This window comes from Vibrio sp. 1078-1 (genome assembly GCF_033340475.1).
The window spans coordinates 48,099-69,279 of record NZ_JAWOWM010000006.1 but is presented as its reverse complement, the minus strand read 5'-3'; the positions used below and the strand labels follow the sequence as shown (position 1 = coordinate 69,279).

17 protein-coding genes and 1 pseudogene are annotated in these 21,181 nt (G+C 45.1%); 7 read left to right on the top strand and 11 right to left on the bottom strand.

Features of this window, described 5'->3' with window-relative positions:
- Positions 1–66 precede the first annotated feature (66 nt).
- The 3 genes from R7190_RS13740 to fabB form a co-directional block, all read right to left on the bottom strand.
- Positions 67–1,080, bottom strand: coding sequence for an aspartate-semialdehyde dehydrogenase (locus R7190_RS13740; protein ID WP_005380562.1), 1,014 nt, complete (start codon positions 1,078–1,080; stop codon positions 67–69).
- A complete protein-coding gene (locus R7190_RS13735) occupies positions 1,077–2,210 on the bottom strand; it encodes a 4-phosphoerythronate dehydrogenase (protein ID WP_005380560.1) in 1,134 nt (377 codons plus the stop codon). Before R7190_RS13735 ends, R7190_RS13740 begins: the two co-directional genes overlap by 4 nt.
- 340 nt (positions 2,211–2,550) lie before the next feature.
- Entirely contained in the window at positions 2,551–3,762 is a 1,212-nt protein-coding gene (fabB, locus tag R7190_RS13730; RefSeq protein WP_005380557.1) for a beta-ketoacyl-ACP synthase I, read from the bottom strand.
- A gap of 128 nt (positions 3,763–3,890) precedes the next feature.
- On the opposite strand from fabB, the gene mnmC reads away from it, so the two are divergent.
- Complete coding sequence (mnmC, locus tag R7190_RS13725; protein WP_186584749.1) at positions 3,891–5,909, top strand: bifunctional tRNA (5-methylaminomethyl-2-thiouridine)(34)-methyltransferase MnmD/FAD-dependent 5-carboxymethylaminomethyl-2-thiouridine(34) oxidoreductase MnmC; 2,019 nt, start codon at positions 3,891–3,893, stop codon at positions 5,907–5,909.
- A gap of 75 nt (positions 5,910–5,984) precedes the next feature.
- On the opposite strand, the gene R7190_RS13720 is transcribed toward mnmC, so the two are convergent.
- The 3 genes from R7190_RS13720 to R7190_RS13710 form a co-directional block, all read right to left on the bottom strand.
- Positions 5,985–6,509, bottom strand: coding sequence for an NADPH-dependent FMN reductase (locus tag R7190_RS13720; RefSeq protein WP_149192448.1), 525 nt, complete (start codon positions 6,507–6,509; stop codon positions 5,985–5,987).
- A gap of 146 nt (positions 6,510–6,655) precedes the next feature.
- Complete coding sequence (locus R7190_RS13715; RefSeq protein WP_017635933.1) at positions 6,656–6,919, bottom strand: YfcL family protein; 264 nt, start codon at positions 6,917–6,919, stop codon at positions 6,656–6,658.
- Positions 6,920–6,944: 25 nt separating this feature from the next.
- Positions 6,945–7,475, bottom strand: a complete 531-nt coding sequence (locus tag R7190_RS13710) for an elongation factor P hydroxylase (protein ID WP_186584747.1) — start codon at positions 7,473–7,475, stop codon at positions 6,945–6,947.
- 332 nt (positions 7,476–7,807) lie between these two features.
- Between R7190_RS13710 and R7190_RS13705 the strand changes: the two genes are divergently transcribed.
- Entirely contained in the window at positions 7,808–8,431 is a 624-nt protein-coding gene (locus R7190_RS13705; RefSeq protein WP_005380544.1) for a trimeric intracellular cation channel family protein, read from the top strand.
- A 223-nt stretch (positions 8,432–8,654) separates the two neighbouring features.
- Here R7190_RS13705 and aroC read toward each other — a convergent pair whose 3' ends face one another.
- Positions 8,655–9,740, bottom strand: coding sequence for a chorismate synthase (gene aroC / locus R7190_RS13700; RefSeq protein WP_031780893.1), 1,086 nt, complete (start codon positions 9,738–9,740; stop codon positions 8,655–8,657).
- Positions 9,741–9,919: 179 nt separating this feature from the next.
- Positions 9,920–10,852 carry a 50S ribosomal protein L3 N(5)-glutamine methyltransferase gene (gene prmB, locus R7190_RS13695; protein WP_005380541.1) on the bottom strand — a complete coding sequence of 311 codons (933 nt, stop codon included), beginning with the start codon at positions 10,850–10,852 and terminating at the stop codon, positions 9,920–9,922.
- 62 nt (positions 10,853–10,914) lie between these two features.
- Between prmB and smrB the strand changes: the two genes are divergently transcribed.
- Positions 10,915–11,445 (top strand): endonuclease SmrB, encoded by a 531-nt coding sequence (gene smrB, locus R7190_RS13690; protein ID WP_005380539.1) that lies wholly within the window; start codon positions 10,915–10,917, stop codon positions 11,443–11,445.
- Positions 11,446–11,541: 96 nt separating this feature from the next.
- Here the strand turns inward: smrB and sixA are convergent, their stop codons facing one another.
- Positions 11,542–12,006, bottom strand: coding sequence for a phosphohistidine phosphatase SixA (gene sixA / locus R7190_RS13685; RefSeq protein WP_005380537.1), 465 nt, complete (start codon positions 12,004–12,006; stop codon positions 11,542–11,544).
- Positions 12,007–12,380: 374 nt separating this feature from the next.
- Between sixA and R7190_RS13680 the strand changes: the two genes are divergently transcribed.
- Both R7190_RS13680 and R7190_RS13675 read left to right on the top strand, forming a co-directional pair.
- The gene (locus tag R7190_RS13680) at positions 12,381–15,158 is read left to right on the top strand and encodes an insulinase family protein (RefSeq protein WP_017635935.1); all 2,778 of its coding nucleotides are present in this window, start codon (positions 12,381–12,383) and stop codon (positions 15,156–15,158) included.
- 167 nt (positions 15,159–15,325) lie between these two features.
- Positions 15,326–15,505: pseudogene (locus R7190_RS13675) on the top strand (CG2 omega domain protein); the annotation flags it as partial.
- 68 nt (positions 15,506–15,573) lie between these two features.
- Here the strand turns inward: R7190_RS13675 and fadJ are convergent.
- Both fadJ and fadI read right to left on the bottom strand, forming a co-directional pair.
- Complete coding sequence (gene fadJ / locus R7190_RS13670; RefSeq protein WP_005384446.1) at positions 15,574–17,685, bottom strand: fatty acid oxidation complex subunit alpha FadJ; 2,112 nt, start codon at positions 17,683–17,685, stop codon at positions 15,574–15,576.
- The gene (fadI, locus tag R7190_RS13665) at positions 17,685–18,992 is read right to left on the bottom strand and encodes an acetyl-CoA C-acyltransferase FadI (protein ID WP_186584745.1); all 1,308 of its coding nucleotides are present in this window, start codon (positions 18,990–18,992) and stop codon (positions 17,685–17,687) included. Before fadI ends, fadJ begins: the two co-directional genes overlap by 1 nt.
- Before the next feature lie 720 nt (positions 18,993–19,712).
- Here fadI and R7190_RS13660 point away from each other — a divergent pair.
- Positions 19,713–20,288, top strand: coding sequence for a sigma-70 family RNA polymerase sigma factor (locus R7190_RS13660; protein WP_005380528.1), 576 nt, complete (start codon positions 19,713–19,715; stop codon positions 20,286–20,288).
- Positions 20,281–21,012 (top strand): DUF3379 domain-containing protein, encoded by a 732-nt coding sequence (locus R7190_RS13655; RefSeq protein ID WP_186584743.1) that lies wholly within the window; start codon positions 20,281–20,283, stop codon positions 21,010–21,012. Before R7190_RS13660 ends, R7190_RS13655 begins: the two co-directional genes overlap by 8 nt.
- Positions 21,013–21,181 lie beyond the last annotated feature (169 nt).

Sequence of the window (21,181 nt, the reverse complement as noted above, 5' to 3'; positions counted from 1 at the left end):
TATTTTGTTTCGTTCGTACAAAAAAGCCTCGCACTGTGCGAGGCTTTGAAATGAACTGTAAGCGACTTAGTAGTAATCGCGGATCAGAACTTCTGCGATTTGCACCGCGTTAGTTGCCGCGCCTTTACGCACGTTATCAGCAACAACCCACAGGTTTACGCCGCTATGATGGCTGATATCGTTACGGATACGGCCAACCATTACATGGTCTTTACCGCCCGCATCGCGAACTTGTGTAGGGAAGTCTTCACCGTGGAACACTTCGATACCGTCTGTTTGCTCAAGCAAGTTAACAACTTCTTGTGCATCGATAGGTGAACGAGTCTCAATGTGAAGTGCTTCTGCGTGACCGTAGAATACAGGAACACGTACACACGTTGGATTGACTGTGATTGATGGATCGTTAAAGATCTTCTGTGTTTCCCACACCATTTTCATTTCTTCTTTGGTGTAGCCGTTTTCCATCATCTGATCGATTTGTGGAATACAGTTAAACGCGATCTGTTGAGAGAATTGCTTCTTGTCTGCAGGCAGACCGTTTAGCAGCTTCGCCGTTTGACCTGCTAGCTCATCAATACCCGCTTTGCCTGCACCAGATACCGATTGGTAGGTTGATACGTTAATACGCTCAATGCCCACCGCATCGTGAATTGGTTTTAGTGCCACCAACATTTGGATGGTTGAACAGTTCGGGTTCGCAATGATGTTACGGTTACGAAACTCTGCAATCGCTTCTGGGTTTACTTCTGGCACAACAAGAGGAATGTCGTACTCGTAACGGAAGTGTGATGTATTGTCGATAACAATCACGCCTTCATCAGCGGCAATTGGAGCCCACTTGGCTGATAGCTCACCACCAGCAGAAAACAGTGCGATATGCGCTTGAGACCAATCGAACTCTTCTACGTTTTGAACGCGTACCGTTTTACCATTGAAGCGGTAAGTCTTGCCTTCGCTGCGCTCACTCGCGAGTAGGAAGATTTCGCCTACTGGGAATTTGCGCTCTTGAAGCACATCCAAAATTGTTTCACCGACCGCACCGGTCGCACCTAAAATGGCAACATTATATTGCTGGCTCATTGACTTACCTCAATCTGAAAACCTAGTTCTGCTAATGGAGCAAGGTTACATGTTTTGTTACCCACTAGCGTGACAGCGCTGTATTCACGGCGATCCCAGTAGTTTTTACGCATCAGGTCAAAAGCGCCTGGCTTACTGATTTCACGGCGGAAAAGAGCGTCATCTCTACGCACATCATAGATTAACTGCGTTATGTTATGCAGTGTTGCTTCGTCCCAAGCTCTGTCCAATACCATAGTAGGAACAGGCGCGGTTGGCAGTAAATCGCTGGCATGCGCACGTAATTCGTTATTTAAGAACTCACAATAGCTGTTGAAAATCATCGTCGTACCGCGAGCTTTCCCTTCCAGACCATAGCCTGCAACGTGAGGGGTTGCGAATGCTAGCAGAGGCAGAAGCTCCATATCAACCTCTGGTTCAAATTCAAATACGTCAAGTGCCGCTGTAAAGCCATCGTTTTTCAAAAGACGTTGCTTCAAAGCAGCGTTGTCAACGATGGGACCTCGAGCCGCGTTAATCAAAATTTGATCGCTGCGGAGACCATTTAATACCTTCTCATCAATCAAATGATGCGTTGGGTATGGGCCATCTTTGGTGATTGGCGTATGTAGTGTAATGATGTCTGAGCTTTCAATCAGTTCTGTCAACGGAGTAAAGCTACGAGGATCACCAGCCTCTTGTTTGAATGGGTCATTGATGAGAACTTTAATACCCATGCCTTTCAAACATTTCTCTAGGTAGCTACCTACTTGGCCTGCACCAATAATACCTACCGTCTTGTCAAATACCGAGAAACCTTGTTGCTGAGCGAGCACCATCATCACGCTGAACGCGTATTCCGCCACACCCACTTTGTTACACCCTGGCGCCGCAGTGAAGAAAATGCCTTTCTCTTTTAAGAGTGCTTGGTCAACATGATCCATGCCTGCCGTGGCCGTACCAACAAACTTCAGCTTGTTTGCTTTGCTGATCAGGTCAGCATTCACTTTGGTGACTGAGCGAATCATTAGGGCATCAACATCCACTAAATCATCGGCGGTCAGTGTACGACCTGGTTTTAGAATTACGTTACCGAGTTGGCTGAATAGTTCTTCAGCATACGGCATATTTTCATCAACAATAATTTTCATAGCGCCAGCGTTCTAACATCCATTTGTAAGAGTTCGTTTATTCGCAAGATGCGAAACTAAAGCGATTGTGCCCTTTTCCCGAAAAATCTCAAGATATAACACCAATAAACCTCAAGGAGGTAACTCCTATAGAATCGATTGACGGGAAGCCTAGAGAAAAGCAGAAACAGAGAAAAGAAAAAGCCCGGCTAAATAGCCGGGCAAAGTTCCAGAACAAAAGGATCCTATCCCGCTCTCCATGGGATAGAGTCTGCGTCTGTTCGATCAGTGTGACTGATCAAGCTCTGGAAACTGGATTGTTGGCGTTTACAGTACTCTCGCAAGGCGCCAACAAATTCAGTTAACCTTGGTACTTTTTAATAACCAAAGTTGCGTTTGTGCCGCCAAAGCCAAAGCTGTTTGACATTACGGTCGTTAGCTCTGCATCACGTGCTTCTGTCACGATGTCCAGACCTTGTGCTGCTTCGTCCAAGTTTGAAATATTGATGCTTGGAGCAATGAAGTTTTTGTCTAGCATAAGTGTTGAGTAAATTGCTTCGTGCACGCCCGCTGCGCCGAGTGCGTGGCCAGTCATTGCTTTTGTTGCAGAGATTGCAGGGCTGTTCTCACCAAACAATTGTTGGATAGCACCAAGCTCTTTCACGTCACCAACTGGTGTCGATGTGCCGTGCGTGTTGATGTAATCCACACCATCAACGTCTTGCATCGCCATCTTCATACAACGAATTGCGCCTTCACCTGATGGCGCTACCATGTCGTAGCCATCTGATGTCGCACCGTAACCTACGATTTCACCGTAGATTTTCGCACCACGTGCCAGTGCGTGCTCTAGTTCTTCAATAACCAGCATGCCGCCGCCGCCCGAGATAACAAAACCGTCACGGTCTGCATCGTATGTACGAGATGCTTTGTCTGGCGTGTCATTGTATTTGGTTGACAGTGCGCCCATCGCATCAAACATCATAGTTTGAGACCAATCTAGCTCTTCGCCGCCACCAGCAAAAACAATATCTTGTTTGCCTAGTTGAATAAGCTCCATAGCATGGCCGATACAGTGTGCAGATGTTGCACATGCAGAGCTCATTGAGTAGTTCACGCCACGAATCTTAAATGGCGTAGCAAGACAAGCAGAAACAGTAGAAGACATAGTACGAGGAACCATGTAAGGACCAACTCGCTTTACGCCTTTGGCGCGCATCGTGTCTGTCGCTACCGTTTGATTGTATGCAGAAGCACCGCCAGAACCTGCAACGATACCGGTACGATCGTTTGAAACCTGCTCTTCTGTAAGACCAGCGTCTGCGATTGCCTGCTCCATTGATAGGTATGCATAAGCAGCCGCATCACCCATAAAGCGCATCTGCTTACGGTCGATGTGTTCCGCCGGGTTGATTTTTAGGTCACCCCATACTTGCGAACGAAGACCGTGTTCTTTGAACTGCTCAGATGCAGTGATGCCAGATTTGCCCGCTTTAAGAGACGCTAGAACTTCTTCGACGTTGTTACCGATACTTGAAACAATACCCATACCGGTGATTACGACTCGTTTCATTATGACATTCCTATAATTCAAAAATCCGCTAGATGATAACTAAGATAGTCAACAAAAGTGGTCAGCTTTCCCATAAATTCGTACAATCGCCCCATTCTTACCGCGCCAAATCACAAATTTGCACCATTATGACTTCAATAAAAAACGCAGAACTTGGTTGGAACGAAGCTGGTACTCCGGTTTCAGACCAATTTGATGATGTTTACTTCTCTAACGTAAACGGTCTTGAAGAGACACGCTACGTTTTCTTAAAACAAAATCATCTCCCAGAAAGATGGCAGGAATTTGACCAAAGACGTTTTGTCATTGGTGAAACAGGATTTGGCACGGGATTAAACTTCTTAGCAGTATGCCAGTGGTTTAGTGAGTTTCGTCGTCAGCATCCGGACGCAACATTGAAAGAGCTGCATTTTATTAGCTTTGAAAAATACCCATTAAGCAAAGCCGATTTAAAGAAGGCGCATGAAGCTTGGCCTGAGCTAGCTGAGTACGCGGAAAAGTTACAAAAGCACTACCCTGCCGCTGTGCCGGAGTGTCATCGCATTGTTTTAGAAGACGGCGCAATCACACTCGACCTTTGGTTTGGTGACATTAAAGACTGCATGCCGCAAGTTCCATACAACGAACAAGGTTTGATTGATACTTGGTTCTTAGATGGATTCGCGCCAAGCAAAAACCCAGAAATGTGGAACCAAGGCCTGTTCAACAACATGGCAAAGCTAGCCAAGCAAGATTGTACAGTTGCCACGTTTACCGCAGCAGGCTTTGTACGTCGTGGTTTGAACGAAGCTGGCTTTACAATGAAAAAGGTGAAAGGTTTCGGCACTAAGCGAGAAATGATCGCCGGCTCTATGGAGCAACGTGAAAAGCAGTCGAACCATCTCCCTTGGTTCAATCGCTCAGCATCTAGCAATCTTGATTCGATTGCCATCATTGGTGGTGGTATAGCCAGCGCGGCGTTAGCGAAAACGTTAGTTCGTCGTGGCCAAAACGTCACCCTTTACTGTAAAGACAAACAACCAGCCAAAGGAGCTTCAGGCAATCGACAAGGAGCCGTTTATCCACTGCTTAATGGCCCGCACACGGGTGTTTCACGAGTGTTTGCTCCTGCATTTTTGTTCGCACGTCAGTTTGTTGAACAAGCAGCACAAGAGATCGATTTTGATCATGGATGGTGTGGCGTAACTCAGTTGATGTGGGATGACAAATCCACAGACAAACTGGAGAAAATACTTGCGGGTAACTTCACTCCAGAGCTCATTCAAAAGCTGTCCGCCGAGGAAACTGCGAACACTATCGGGTTACCTATTGATATGGCGTCTGTGCACTACCCAATGGGAGGGTGGCTGTGCCCTGCCGAGTTAACGCGTGGGTTAATTAAACAATTGGAGAAGACGTCGTTACTCTCAACGAAGTTTGAACATCTTGTTGAGGCATTAGATTGGGATGAAAAGCGTCAGCTCTGGCTACTAACGGCGAGTGGTCAAACATTTGAGCACTCAACGGTTGTAATTGCGAACGGCCATGAGTTCCAGACATTGAGTCAAACCGCTTCCCTACCAATGGGACAAGTGAAAGGACAAGTCAGTCATGCGCCAGCAACCGAAACGCTGAGTCAGCTGAAAACGGTGTTGTGTTACGACGGTTACATGACACCTGTTAACCCAAGTAATCAACACTTGTGTATCGGTGCAAGCTACGACCGCAGTCACCTTGACTACGAATTTGATGAAAACGCCCAAAAAGATAATGCGGAAAAGCTAGTGAAATGTGTACCGAATCAAACATGGGCAAAAGAGGTAGATATCACTGGTAATCAATCTCGCCAAGGTATTCGTTGTGTTAGCCGAGATCACTTACCATTTGTCGGAAATGTGGGTGACTTTGAGACGATCAAAACGCAATACGCCAACTTACAAAATCAAAAAGAAGAAGAGGTAGAAACCATTCATCAGTACCCTAACCTATTCTGCTTCTTAGGTTTAGGATCTCGTGGACTGAGCTCTGCACCATTATTAGCTGAAGTGTTGGCCTCCCAGATCTGTGGGGACCCGCTGCCATTACCGGTTGATGTATTGACCGAACTTCACCCAAGTCGAATGTGGGTTCGTAAACTAAGAAAAGGCAAAGCCATTACCGAGCTGTAAGAGTATTCTCTGTTTTGATTCCCGACACAGATACGTGTCGGGAATCGCTAACTCATTAAGTCGCTCGTACTGAGATTACTTCAGCAGTGCAACTGCCTGTTTCACTTGCTCTGCCACTTCTGGGTTTACAACCTTACCCGATTCCACGTCAAAATTTTCGTAGAAGCTCGGCACAGATAACGATGCCTTTACATCCGCGCCAAAAAATTGTGCAGAACCTGTCGCCGCCGCAAGAACACTTTGCGCACCACTGGGACCTGGGGAAGTTGCTAAATAAACGACAGGTTTGTTTTGAAATACATTACGCTCAATGCGCGTCGCCCAATCGAACAAGTTTTTATAGGCCGCTGGGTACGAACCGTTGTGCTCTGCGAAGGAGACAACGAGAGCGTCAGCCTCCGCCAAGTCACGTAAAAACGCGACAGCCCCTTCAGCTTGACCTATTTCTTTCTCTTTGTCCTCGCTAAACATTGGCGCTTGATAATCGTTTAAGTCTAGAACATTCACTTGAGCGCCTTCGACTTGATTTGCTGCGTATGTAGCAAGTAGTTTGTTGATTGAGGTAGAGCTGGTAGATGCACCAAATGCGACAATTTTCATGGTTGTAATCCTTTGTTCACGTTTTATGCTGATCAGAATAAAAGTTGAACAGTTTCGCTACAACCACAAAAATTTTATGGAGAGGTTCGAATTTTTCGAAGTAGTAAATGACTAGGATTAAATAAAGGGAGAACGCTGCTTAGGGACTAAGCCTGAGCCTGGAGCTCTTGCCACAAATCACTGACAATCACGCGATCGGCCGGGCTTAACTCGGTACGCGCATTTTCTAAGCTGCTCTCAATGCGTGACTTCAGCTCAGTAATATCGCTAATCCCTTCTTCTTCACAAGACGCCGCGGATAAAGAGATGTGACCACGTAAATAACCACCAGCAAACAATTCATCGTCAGATGCTGTTTCAATTCGAGCATCAATCAGTTCCAGTAGTTTTTCTTCAAATTCAATAATCATGGTGTATCTCTGAGGTTATTAGTGGTTATTTAACGCAAAAGTCCGACGCTTCCAGTGGCTTAGTTTGATAAAATGCGCGCAGGGCATCAGAAAGCATTTTCACTCGCAAAGGCAAGCCAACGTCCAAAATACCTAGCACTTCTTTATGCACTTTTTTCATAAAGCCGAGCCTATCTGGTTCAAAATCGCCGTGTAGATTGTCACAACTCACCGTAAAAGGGAAGCCAGCGCTTTGTGCCAGAATCCATTCATAAGCTTGAGGTCGCACTTCAACTTTCTCAAACTCCTCTTGAACTTCTGCTGTTCGCCCATCAGGTTCATACCAATAACCAAAATCTTCCAGCAAACGACGCTCTGGACCAGCCACACACCAATGCGAAATCTCGTGTAAAGCAGAGGCGTAAAAACCCCGAGCAAAAATAATCCGATGATGAGGGTGTTCATCATCAGCAGGAAGATAAATAGGCTCATCACCACCTAACTCTAATTTCGTATTAAATTGTTCTAAAAAGGTGTCATTAAAAATGGTGATTAAGTCTTGGTATTCGTGGGTCATCGTCGAGTTTGTACTTCAGTTTGACATGCGCTGCATATTGTCGCTGTTTTTAGTTATGAGGTAAAGGCACCCCCACATTTTTGGTTATTAGTTGAATTTATCTGAAGGTCGCTTTCTCCATACAATTTCTCATTCGTCAGCGTACTTATTTACCACTACACTCTCGCCTTATTTTGATGCCGTTCAAACCGCTATTTTGAAGCCGTTTGATTACAAGCATGTTGCTGGTTTTAATCACTTTTTAAGAGAGATAGAACCGTTTGTAAGTGTTGTTACTTCGCCTACGCTGATTCTCGTAGAACGTAGTGACTTTTTACGTTGAGTGTTTCCCTATGTTGCTAAGTGTGTTGTATATCATTGGTATCACGGCTGAAGCCATGACAGGTGCGTTAAGTGCTGGTAGAAGAAAGATGGACTGGTTTGGTGTTATGTTGGTGGCCAGCGCAACGGCCATTGGTGGTGGCACCGTACGTGACATTCTATTAGGCCACTACCCTCTTGGTTGGGTAAAAAACCCAGAGTTCCTTGCAATTACGTGTGTTGCAGGTGTGCTAACAACAGGTTTAGCGAAATGGGTGATTAAGCTGAAAGGTCTGTTCATTCGCCTCGATGCATTAGGTTTAATCGTGTTTAGTATCATCGGAACAAAAATTGCGATGGGCATGGGCTTGCACCCTGGTATTTGTATGGTTTCAGCGTTAGTAACTGGTGTATTCGGTGGGCTACTTCGTGACTTAATCTGTCGCCAAACACCATTGGTACTGCATGAAGAGCTTTACGCTTCTGTCGCTCTTATCGCATCAGGAATGTACTTAGCGCTATTAGAATTCAATGTTCCCGATGTCACTGCCACTATTATTACACTGGTTACTGGTTACATGTTGCGTATGGCTGCGGTACGCTTTAAGTGGCGTCTGCCTTCTTTCCATTTGGAAACCGAAGGCTCGATTCATTAAGCAAAAACTACTTAAACAAAAAAGGTTGCCTGATAAAATTGTGCCACCCGCGATTCAGTGAGTGGCATAATTTTATATTCAGTCATCCTGAACAGCGACGAAGGAGCATGATTCAGGATCTATTATCCGAGCACTCTGTCGTCAGAGATGTTTCTTTCTCTTTTCATCGTGCTGAAATTAGATTCCTAGTCTCGCTATAGCTCGCTGGAATGACACAAAGCTCTTAAATCTTCGGTGTTTCAGTTGTTACGCCATGGTTTTGACCACGGTGGCGTAGTAAATGATCCATCACCACAATTGCCAGCATCGCTTCTGCGATAGGCACAGCACGAATACCAACACATGGGTCATGACGACCTTTGGTGATCAACTGAGTTGGTTCACCTTCTTTTGTGATGGTCTCACCCGGCACAGTGATACTTGATGTTGGCTTAAGCGCAATGTTTGCGACAATGTCTTGACCAGTCGAGATACCACCAAGAATGCCACCCGCATGATTACTACCAAAACCTTCAGGAGCAAGCGTATCACGGTGCTGACTGCCTTTTTGGTTTACCACCTCGAAACCGTCTCCGATTTCTACGCCTTTCACCGCGTTGATGCTCATTAGTGCGTGCGCGATGTCTGCATCCAAACGGTCAAATACGGGTTCCCCAAGACCAACAGGCACGTTAGTTGCCACAACCTGGATTTTTGCGCCAATAGAGTCACCTTCTTTTTTCAGGTCACGGATAAGTTGGTCAAATGCTTCTACTTTGTCAGCATCAGGGCAGAAGAATGCATTGTTCTCGATTTCGTTCCAATCTACCTTGTCGATAGATACATCACCCATTTGTGACAAGTAAGCACGAATCTCAACACCAAACTCATCTTTTAAGTATTTCTTCGCGATTGCACCAGCAGCCACACGCATTGCGGTTTCACGAGCTGAAGAACGGCCGCCACCGCGATAGTCGCGGATGCCATATTTTTGGTGGTAAGTGTAATCAGCATGACCCGGTCTGAACTTATCTTTGATGTCAGAGTAGTCTTTTGAGCGCTGATCGGTGTTTTCAATTAGCAAACCGATCGATGTGCCCGTGGTTTTGCCTTCAAAAACGCCAGAAAGAATTTTAACTTCATCCGGTTCACGACGTTGTGTGGTGTAACGTGATGTGCCTGGACGACGGCGGTCGAGATCAATTTGTAGATCTGCTTCTGTAATTTCCAACCCCGGAGGACATCCGTCTACGATACATCCCAGTGCGATACCGTGACTTTCCCCGAATGTCGTCACTCGGAAATGTTGTCCGATACTGTTTCCTGCCATTACTTCCTCAAGTTTTTATCGCCACGCTCTCTCAAAACAGAGCATAGCTGCTTTCCAATTCTTCGTGGATTCATAGTGGCTTTATTACGTTTTGATGTAAAGAGTTAATATCGGCGAGGTATGCATAAAAAAACACCGAGCATAAAGCTCGGTGTTTTGATGTTTAGTGCAAGACTCTATTAGTCTTTGTACAGTTTAAACTCTTCTGCACACTCAACCAGCTGGTCACGCGTTAGCATAAACACGCCATGACCGCCGTTCTCGAACTCAATCCAAGTAAATGGAATCTCTGGGTACTGTTCCATCATATGAATCATTGAGTTTCCGACTTCACAAATAAGAATGCCGTTATCTGTTAGATAATCTGGCGCGTTAGCAAGAATACGACGCACTAGTTTTAGACCATCCGTACCCGCAGCTAGCCCAAGCTCAGGCTCATGCGTGAACTCATCTGGCAGGCTGTTCATGTCTTCTTCATCCACATATGGTGGGTTGGACACGATTAGATTGTATTTCTCTTTTGGAAGATCACGGAACAAATCAGAGCGAATTGGGAACACTTGCTGCTCCATGCCGTGATCTTGTACGTTTTGCTCAGCCACTTGTAGAGCATCTGTAGAGATGTCGATAGCATCCACTTCTGCTTCAGGGAAAGCGTGCGCACAAGCAATCGCGATACAACCAGAACCCGTACATAGGTCCATGATGCGCGTAGGCTCTTCCACCAACCAAGGTTGGAATTCCGCTTGAATCAATTCGCCGATAGGAGAACGTGGCACAAGTACACGCTCATCAACGAAGAACTCAAGACCGCAGAACCATGCTTTGTTTGTTAGGTATGCTGTTGGCGTACGCTCGTTGATGCGTTTTACTACGCGCTCAACAATACGCAGACGCTCGCTTGTCGTTAGGCGAGAGTTCAATACGTGCGGAGGCACATCAATCGGCAAGTATAAGGTTGGCAGGATAAGCTGAACTGCTTCATCCCACGCATTATCAGTACCATGACCGTAAAACAGGTTCGCTGCATTAAAGCGGCTTACCGTCCAACGAATCATATCTTGAAGGGTATGCAGTTCCGATACCGCTTCTTCTACAAAAATCTTATCCAAAATTGCCTCCGAAAAGCGCTACAATACTGCCAATAAAGTTTATTAATGAAATTGTTTACCTAATGAGCAAAAAAGACACCGAGAACGATGACGATTTCGCCTTGTTTCAGGAAGCAGTACAGGGCGTAAAAAAGTTGCGACAGGATACCATAATCCAGCAACCAAAAAAAAATACTAAGCAAAAAGAAATCAAGCGCTCCAACCGTGAAGCGAGTGACTCTGAATTTTACTTTTCAGACGAGTTTGTCCCTCTATTAAACGATGAAGGTCCAACTCGTTATGCACGTGACGACGTCTCCACTTATGAAGTCAAACGTCTACGTCGTGGCGTGTATGTACCGGACGTGTTCCTCGATATGCACGGCATGACACAGCAAGAAGCAAAACGCGAGCTTGGTGCGATGATAGCCTATTGCATCAAAAACGAGATTCATTGTGCGTGTGTGCAACATGGTATTGGGAAACACATCCTGAAACAGAAAGCCCCACTTTGGTTAGCACAGCATCCTGACGTTATGGCTTTTCACCAAGCGCCACTAGAATTTGGTGGTGATGGTGCGTTGTTAGTGTTGCTTTCAATTCCTGAAAAGTAACAAGCTTGCTGTAGACACGACGAAACGAAAAGGCAGGGATCTCCTGCCTTTCTTATTCTGTCTCTAATTTGCAAACGCTTATTTTGGTTTAGACACTTATGGCGTAATATGCCATAGCACTTCACCATTTTGTGTTTGTAAATCATATTCAATGCACACTAGCCCTGATGTAGGAAACATCGGTGGTGTCATGTCTTTTACAAACTCTGAAGTCAGATAACCGACCAAAGGCAAATGCGATACGAACAAAAGCGAGTCCAATTGTTCGACTTCTATTAACGCACTTGCGAAATCGAAGACATGCTCGGACTGGCCATAAGGTGTAATATCTTCACAAGTTTCAATGCTTTTTGCAGAGAAATACGCACTGATCTCTTGCCAAGTTTGTTGAGCTCTAATGTACGGACTCACCAACACTTTATCGAATTGCGCAAAACCCTGTTCTTTACAGGCTCTCGCAACCGCTTCTGATTCGACTCTGCCTCTTGGGGTCAATTGTCGTGCTGCGTCTGAATCTGCAAAATGCTCGGCTTCACCGTGACGCATGATGAATATTTTCATGTTATTTCCTAGGGATAGCTAACGCTACCAAAAGGTTGACTGCTATCTTTATTAGATAGACGGGGCTAACTTTAACAATGACGAAACAAAAATACTGATATAATTATCTGTTCATTATACCAATTCGCTTGTTAAAGATAGCGACTTTCTTAACAATCTATTAAAAGAATGTACTCAGTTCATCACACTATTTAACTGTGCAATGAGTTCAGAGCATTCACTCAAACAGTTCTTCCCCATACGCAAACGCGATGGGCCTGTGCAGAAGTCTACGAATAACAAAAATACGGCAAGCAGTATTTGTCGAAACGCAAACTTTGCGCCCCCCGCGAGGGGAGCCTAAATTACTGTAATGCGAAATCTGGAGACGCATCGTGCATCTAAGTCCTAACGATTCAAATCAATACCGCTACATTACCTTGAGCAATGAACTGCGTGTACTGCTGATTCATTCCGATACAGCTCAACAGTCGGCAGCTGCTCTGGCAGTGAACGTTGGACACTTCGACGACCCAAACGATCGCCAAGGTCTGGCACACTATTTAGAACACATGCTTTTTTTGGGTACGGAAAAATACCCTAAAGTGGGCGAGTTTCAAAGCTATATTAGCCAACACGGTGGAACAAACAACGCTTGGACTGGTACAGAGCACACTTGTTTCTTTTTCAACATTGCTCCAAATGCCTTTGAAAGTGCCTTAGATCGATTTAGCCAATTCTTTACCGCACCTTTGTTTAACGAAGAAGCATTAGACAAAGAACGCCAGGCTGTCGACTCCGAATACAAGCTCAAACTCAATGATGATTCTCGTCGCCTGTATCAAGTTAACAAAGAAGTCATCAATCCAGAGCACCCGTTTTCAAAATTCTCTGTCGGAAACTTAGATACTCTTGGCGACCGAGATGGTAAATCCATCCGCGACGAAATTGTGGAGTTTCACCACTCTCAGTATTCCGCCGATTTGATGACACTGACTCTATTTGGGCCACAGTCGCTCGATGAACAGCAAGCTTGGGTAGAAACCATGTTTGCCGACATCCCAAATCACCACCTTCGTGGAAAATCGATTGATGTACCGATAGGCACTGAGGAAAGCACGGGCATTTTGGTTCAAGTCGAGCCGCTCAAAGAGTTCCGTAAACTGATTCTCACATTCCCCATGCCGGGAATGGATGCGCATTATAGCGTGAAGCCACTCTCCTACTTTGCTCACCTGTTGGGTTATGAAGGAGAAGGCAGTTTGATGCTTCAACTCAAAGAAAAAGGCTGGATTACTTCTCTCTCAGCGGGCGGCGGCGCGAGTGGCAGTAACTACCGAGACTTTACCGTAAGCTGCACCCTGACGCCAAACGGCTTAGATCATGTTGATGATATCGTTCAAGCAGTTTTTCAATACCTCTCGATGATCAAACAAGACGGGTTAGATGAATGGCGCTATCTCGAAAAACAAGCGGTATTAGAATCGGCTTTTCGCTTCCAAGAGCCATCGCGCCCAATGGATCTCGTCAGCCATCTGGTGATCAACATGCAGCACTATCAACCGGAAGACACGGTTTATGGTGACTACAAAATGGCGGGCTACGATGAGGAGTTACAGCGTTCATTGCTGCGATACTTAACCATCGATAATGTACGCGTCACTTTGATTGCTAAAGGCCTGGAATACAACCGTACTGCCGAATGGTACTTTACCCCGTACTCCGTCACACCTTTTAGTGAAGACCAACGTCGTTTCTATCAACAAATCGACCCAAGCTGGCAATTCGTCTTACCGGAAAAGAACCCTTATATTTGCTACGACCTCGACCCCATGCCACTCGAAAATGGTGATTCACTGCCAGAGTTGATTGAGGATCTCGAAGGGTTTCGGCTGTGGCATTTGCAAGATGACGAGTTTCGCGTGCCAAAAGGTGTCGTTTATGTCGCTATCGACAGCTCTCATGCCGTTGCATCACCAAAGAACATCGTCAAAACGCGCTTATGTGTAGAGATGTTCCTCGATTCGCTAGCAAAAGAAACCTATCAAGCAGAAATCGCAGGGATGGGTTACAACATGTACGCTCACCAAGGTGGCGTGACCTTAACCCTCTCAGGGTTCAGTCAAAAGCTGCCTCAGTTGCTAGAAATGATTCTACACCGTTTTGCTTCTCGAGATTTCAGCCCTGCTCGCTTTGAAACCATCAAACAACAACTGTTACGAAACTGGAGAAATGCTTCACAAGATCGCCCTATTTCGCAGCTGTTTAACGCACTTACTGGGTTACTTCAACCCAATAACCCGCCTTTCGCAACCTTAGTCGAAGCGCTAGAAGAAATCGAAGTCGATGAACTCTCGGTATTCGTAGAATCCATTCTTGCAGAACTGCACGTTGAAATGTTTGTTTACGGAGACTGGCAACGCCAGCAAGCCCATGACATGGCTACGACCTTGAAGGATGCTCTAAGAGTTAACGAGCAACGTTATGAAGAGGCACTTCGTCCGCTCATTATGCTAGGTAAAAATGGCAGTTTTCAACGTGAGGTGCATTGTAACCAGCAAGATTCCGCGGTCGTTATTTACCACCAGTGCGAGGATATTGAGCCTCGTAGTATCGCGCTATACTCATTGGCCAATCACCTTATGTCGGCAACGTTTTTCCACGAAATCCGTACCAAGCAGCAATTAGGTTACATGGTAGGCACTGGCAATATGCCGCTAAATCGTCACCCTGGTATTGTACTGTATGTGCAGTCACCTAATGCAGCACCTGCCGAGCTGGTTACCTCAATCGATGAGTTTTTAAATGCCTTTTATATGGTGCTGTTAGAGTTAAACGATTACCAATGGCACAGCAGTAAGCGCGGCTTGTGGAACCAAATAGCAACGCCGGACACCACACTTCGAGGACGGGCTCAACGTCTTTGGGTTGCGATAGGAAACAAAGACACTGAGTTTAACCAACGTGACAAGGTACTTGCGGAGTTGAAGAAGCTGACGCGCGCAGACATGATTCGCTTCGTTGTGAACGAATTGAAACCTCGTACTGCAAATCGTTTGATCATGCACTCTCAAGGTCAAGCGCATTCGGAGGCTCCGCGCATCCATCTAGGACAAGAAATAGGATCGATTGAAGAGTTCCAACTTCGGCCAAAAGATTGCGGCTTGGGGTGATCTAGTTGCACAGAAATAAAATTGTCGATTACTAGAATGAACCTACAAACCCATGAGGTTGTCGGTCTCATAGATTGAATCGGCACCATAATTGGCAGAAAATTGAAATTACGCCATTGCGGCTTATGCTCTAATTACCGCACTAAAAATAACTTAATGAGGTAATCATGAAAAAAGCACTTTTACTTGTGGCTCTTATACTGCCATTGGCATCTGCTCACGCTGAAATCTCAGTCAAAGGCGATGGCTTCGAATTAAGTGACGACTGTGTGCGCCTTAGCGGAGACAATGTATCCATCAAATCAGATGATTGCTCTTCAAAGCAGTGGAATGATAAAGACAAGAAGAAGTAACCATTTCTTCTTTATGAAAAAGGCTTGCCACTGGCAAGCCTTTTTCTCTACCGAAGCAACGTTTAATAGAACGTTGTCCCTTCACCAGCTCGAGTAAGCAAACCATCACATGGCGCGTAACGATCGCCATACTTCGATGCAAACTCATTCATTTTCTCTACGAGCTCTTTAATGCCAAATTGGTCCATGTAACGGAACGGACCACCCAAGAACGGTGGGAAACCAATACCAAATATCGCGCCAATATCACCGTCACGTGGCGAGCGAATGATGCCATCATCCAAACAACGTACCGCTTCATTCAGCATTGGCAGCACACAGCGCAACGCAATATCGTTATCGCTTAGCTTAGATTCAGGGTCGAGCTTAAGCAGTTTGTAAACCGATTTGTCGACATCTTTCTTCTTGCCCTTATAAGTGTAAAACCCCTTACCACTCTTGCGTCCTTTACGTCCATCATTTAACAAGATATCAAACACATCCGGCCCTTTGAATCGGTCACCTAACTCATTAACCAGGATCGGCATAATTTTCGCGCCAATGTCGACACCAACTTCATCCAACAAGGTAATCGGGCCAACAGGGAAACCAAAATCAAGCAACGCCGTATCAATCTTTTCGATCGGTTCGTTAGCCAACAAAATATGCGCCGCTTCGTTCATGTATGGAGCAAGAATGCGGTTCACGTAAAAGCCCGCTTTGTCTTTCACTACGATCGGGGTTTTACCTTGCTTCTTAGCAAGTGCAACAACTGTTGAAACGGTTTCATCTGACGTCGTTTCATGCGGAATCACTTCCACCAACGGCATTTTTTCTACCGGGCTGAAGTAATGCAAACCCACTACGTTTTCTGGACGCTCCGCTTTTTCTGCAATTTTGTGGATAGGCAACGAAGAAGTATTGGTCGCAAAGATAGTTTCTGTCTTAGCGTTCGCTTCAATGTCCGCCACCATTTTTTGCTTAAGATCTAGGTCTTCAAAAACGGCTTCAATTACGACATCAATATGATTAAAACTGGTAAAGTCGACACCACCAGACAGTTGCAGCATTTTCGCTTGCAGGTCGGCCTTGGATAGAATGCGACGTTTGCGCTGTTTCTCAAATAACTTGTAGTTGTAGTTGAGCGCGTTTAAAACGCCATCGTTGCTAACGTCTTTGATGCGAACAGGTACTTTTGCTTTTGCAACAGACACATGGCTGATTCCGGCGCCCATCAGACCACCACCAAGCACACCAACTTTATGAACTGGTGCTGGTTTCGCATCCGTGCCATTTTCTTTCTTCATTTCTGTTGTGGCAAAGAAGATCGAACGGAGCGCTTTTGACTCTGAGCTCATTACAAGCTCACCGAAGCGCTTCGCTTCAAGTTCTTGGCCTTTAGCGAAGCCTTTCTCTAAGCCATGTTGAATAACTTCTAGAATTGCAACCGTTGCTGGATAGTTACCACGGGTTTTTTGATTCGTTTTCTTCGCAGCTTGCTCAAATACAAACTTGCGCCCTAGCCCGCTACCAGACATCACCTTTTCTTTCGTCGATAGCTTTTTCGTACCCTTGTTTTTACCTTTGTCGATAAACTGTTTTGCTACGTCGAGCAAAATGGTGTCCGGCACACAGGCGTCCACAACGCCCAGTTTTTTAGCTTTCTTCGCACGAAGTTGTTTACCCGTCAGGATCAAGTCCAACGACGGTAACAGGCCAATCAAACGTGGCAGACGCTGAGTACCACCAGAACCTGGCAATAAACCAAGTTGTACTTCTGGCAGACCTAAACGCGTTTTGTCAGAATCCGTACAAACACGATAATCACATGCAAGAGCCAGTTCTAAACCACCGCCCAAACATGGGCCATGAATAGCCGCAACGACAGGATAAGGTAAGTCCGATAGCTGCTGGAACAACTCCTGACCCTGCCTTGCTAAGGCTTCCGCTTCACTTGCTGTGGTGCATGCTTCTAGCATTCTAACATCTGCGCCCGCAACAAAATTGTCCGGTTTTAGGGAGTGGATGATCATCCCTTTAATACCACTGGAGTCTTTTAGCTGAGCAAAAATTTCTTTCATTTCGTCAGCAAAAGCCGCCTGCAGCGTATTCATTTTTTCATTAGGAACATCGATGGCTAACCAAGCAATATTTTGCTCATCAACCTTTAGACTAAATGCTTTTTGCTCGCTCATTACTCAACCTCCAGAATCATTGCCGCACCAAGACCACCAGCAGCACATGCAGTATTCAATGCAGTACCACCGCCACGGCGTTTTAGCTCTCGTAGGGTTTGCGTCATCATACGCGCACCAGTCGCAGCAAATGGGTGACCATAAGCAATTGATCCGCCAAGCACGTTGAACTTATCCATATCAATTTCACCAATCGCTTTTGAGCGACCAAGGTTTTCTTGAGCAAACTTATCGGAAGCAAACATCTTCACATTCGCCAATGCTTGAGCAGCAAAAGCCTCGTGCATGTCGATCAACGTCAGGTCTGACAGTTCCAAGCCTGTATTTTCAAGCACTTTCGCTGTGGCATAAGTCGGCCCCATCAGCATGTCCTTTTCCACGCCGATAGCAGAGAATGCATAACCTCGGATGTAACCAAGGATCTCCATTCCGAGCTCTTTCGCTTTACCTTCTCGCATCAACATCACTGCCGCACCACCATCAGTCAATGGCGTACTGTTCGCAGCCGTAACACTGCCATACTGACGATCAAACGCAGGTCGCAATTTCGCGTATCCCTCAACCGTTGAGTCATGACGAATATTGTTATCTTCCGAAATCCACTTTTTGTATGGTTCAGGGAAAGCCGTCATCACTTCATCTTGGATTTTTCCTTCTTTCCAAGCTTGAGAAGCCAGCGTATGAGAACGATGTGCAAGCGCATCCTGTTCTGCGCGAGAAATACCATGTGTTTTAGCCATTTGCTCTGCAGTTTGTCCCATGGATAAACCCGTAGAGTACTCTGCTACTGCTGGTGGCACTGGCATCAGGTCTTTAAAGCTCAAGTTTTTGAGGATACTAAGCTTCTGACCCATTGTTTTTGTCTTACTAAGAGCAAGCAGATTAGCGGCCAGTTTCTTTGATACGCCAATAGGCAGGACGGAAGAAGAGTCTGCACCGCCAGCAATACCAATATCAATGGTTCCCGCCATGATGCTTTCTGCGACATTAACCGCCGCTTGAAAACTCGTCGCACACGCTCGAGTCACACTGTATGCATCAGTATGGATGTTCATACCAGTGCCTAACACGATTTCTCGTGCGATGTTTGGCGCTTCAGGCATTTGTACTACTTGTCCAAATACCACTTGTTCGATTAGCTTCGGATCAATATCTGTTCGAGCAAGCATTTCGCTTACTACCATTTTCCCTAAATCGACCGCTGGCACTTGGCTAAATTCCGTGCTTTGACGAGCAAAGGGAGTTCGAAGCCCCGCGACAATAGCGACACGCTCACCATTGCGTGTTTTTACTTCCTGCTTGCCCATTGTTTCTCCTTAAATACAAGAGGTCTGACCTGACGCATTGTAATGAATTTGTTAAATTTATCAAACGTGCGTTTAAATAAACGTGAAGCAAGTAGTTCAATTACTCTACTTCTTTGATTCTTATGCGATTACTAATGGTTAACTATAGAGAGTTAAAACGGTAAGAGGTATACGGAAAGTAAAATCGAAGCAAAAAAAAACCACACATAGCTGTGTGGTCGGAATATCTATAAAACAATTAACTTACGCCAATTGAAAAGTAATCAGTTTCCTGATTAGGAGAAAGTAAAGTCAGCCTTCAAAAGGAAGTGTCATCTTGCTCAACATGTTAGTCGCAATGACTAACGAGATGACAAGGTGTACTATAACCCCTTCACTGCTTGATATTTTGAAATAGATCAATTTTATAGTGATTTTACGAGTTTTAAGCTCATCTAGAACGATTATTGATTCAAAACAATTCAAGAATCCACCATCAGAAGTCCCTTTTAATGCTCCATCGAGTGAACTTATCCAAGCCATTGATTACTAATGATGATATTGTTAACAATATATATCAATTCGTGTTCGATGATATCTGACATTTGCGTATACACTTTTAGGTAACCACATGGCTTATTGTGTCAAAGGGGTTGCATGACAAATCCTGCAACCAAAACCGCTAAGCGATGAAACAAGTAAAGTCATGCTCAGAACAAGTAAGAAACTCACAGAGCGAGGATGGAGGCTCCTGTGGCCATATTAAAAATGTTTGGAAAGAAAAATTCCAACAGTCCGGTCAACTCTGATATGGACAAGCAAAGAAAATACGAAGCGCTCGTCCGAGGGTATCATCGTGACTTGTACCGCTACGCATATTGGTTGTGCAAAGATAAAGCGGTCGCGGAAGATCTAGTTCAGGAAACCTGTCTTAGAGCTTGGAAGTCACTCGATAGCCTCCAAGACGAAAAAGCTGCCAAGTCTTGGCTCATCACAATATTGAGACGAGAAAATGCGCGCCGCTTCGAACGTAAACAATTTGATTTAGTTGATATCGATGATTACGGCAATGATGCTAAAGTCAGCGATGACTCACATCATCAGCAAGAATGGCTGCAGGCACAGATCATGAAGCTCGATGTTGAATACCGTGAGCCTTTATTTCTCCAAGTTGTCGGTGGTTTCAGTGGAGAAGAGATTGGCGACATTCTTGATTTAAATAAAAACACAGTGATGACTCGACTATTTCGCGCTCGTAATCAACTTAAAGAGATGTTGGATTCTCAAGATACCAAGAGAGGACAAAAGAATGGATGATTTAGAATTTCGTCGTCGTATTTTGTCGGATCCAAAACAAAAGGATGAAGAGATTCTGCAAGCTTTAGCTGGTAGCGACGCCAACAATAAGTTTGTTGATGACGTTTTGGATCTCGATGTAAAAATTAAACAAGCCATGAATGTGGATGTACCCGAAGATCTCGCAGATAAGATTTTATTTAGCCAGACGTCGAGTGCACTTGATGAAGAGAAGGTCGTAAGACCAAACTTTGTCCGCAAAGCAATGGCACTTGCCGCTTCTATTGCGTTCACCGCAGGGTTATTAGTTGGCCAAGTAAACTGGGGAAATGTTTTGGTGTCTCCAGCACAAGCCAGTTTAGCGGATACCGCGATGAAACACGTTATTCATGAAGAACCGTTTGTTCGTCATCTTGATGAGGATGTACCGAGCTCGCAAATTAATGCGAAAATGTCGCCATTTCATTACCAGTTTAGTGAAAACTTTCCATATCACGTTTACTACCTAAACCACTGCGGTTTTGGCGAATCCAATGCGGTGCATATGGTGTTCCAAGGTCCAAAAGGTAAAGTAACGTTATTTATTACTGGTATTCCAAGCGAACAAAGTACCGACTTTAGTAAGGATGGCATGACCGGAGTCGTTCAGCCCGTTGGGAGTTCAAGCCTGATTTTAGTCGGGGAAGAAGGTGAAAATATTGATGCTATCGCTACGACTCTTGCATCAATGATTAAGCCGATGTAACAACTTCGACGATTTCCAGCTTTCAAAAGGTTAAATGCCGCTAAATGATCTTATTTAGCGGCATTTTTGTATAAATATAGCACAAAACATTCACCACCGCTATAGCATTTAGAGCTTAAACTCTAAATTATGCATTTTAAGTGCAATTTCCCGTCTTTTAGACATCATT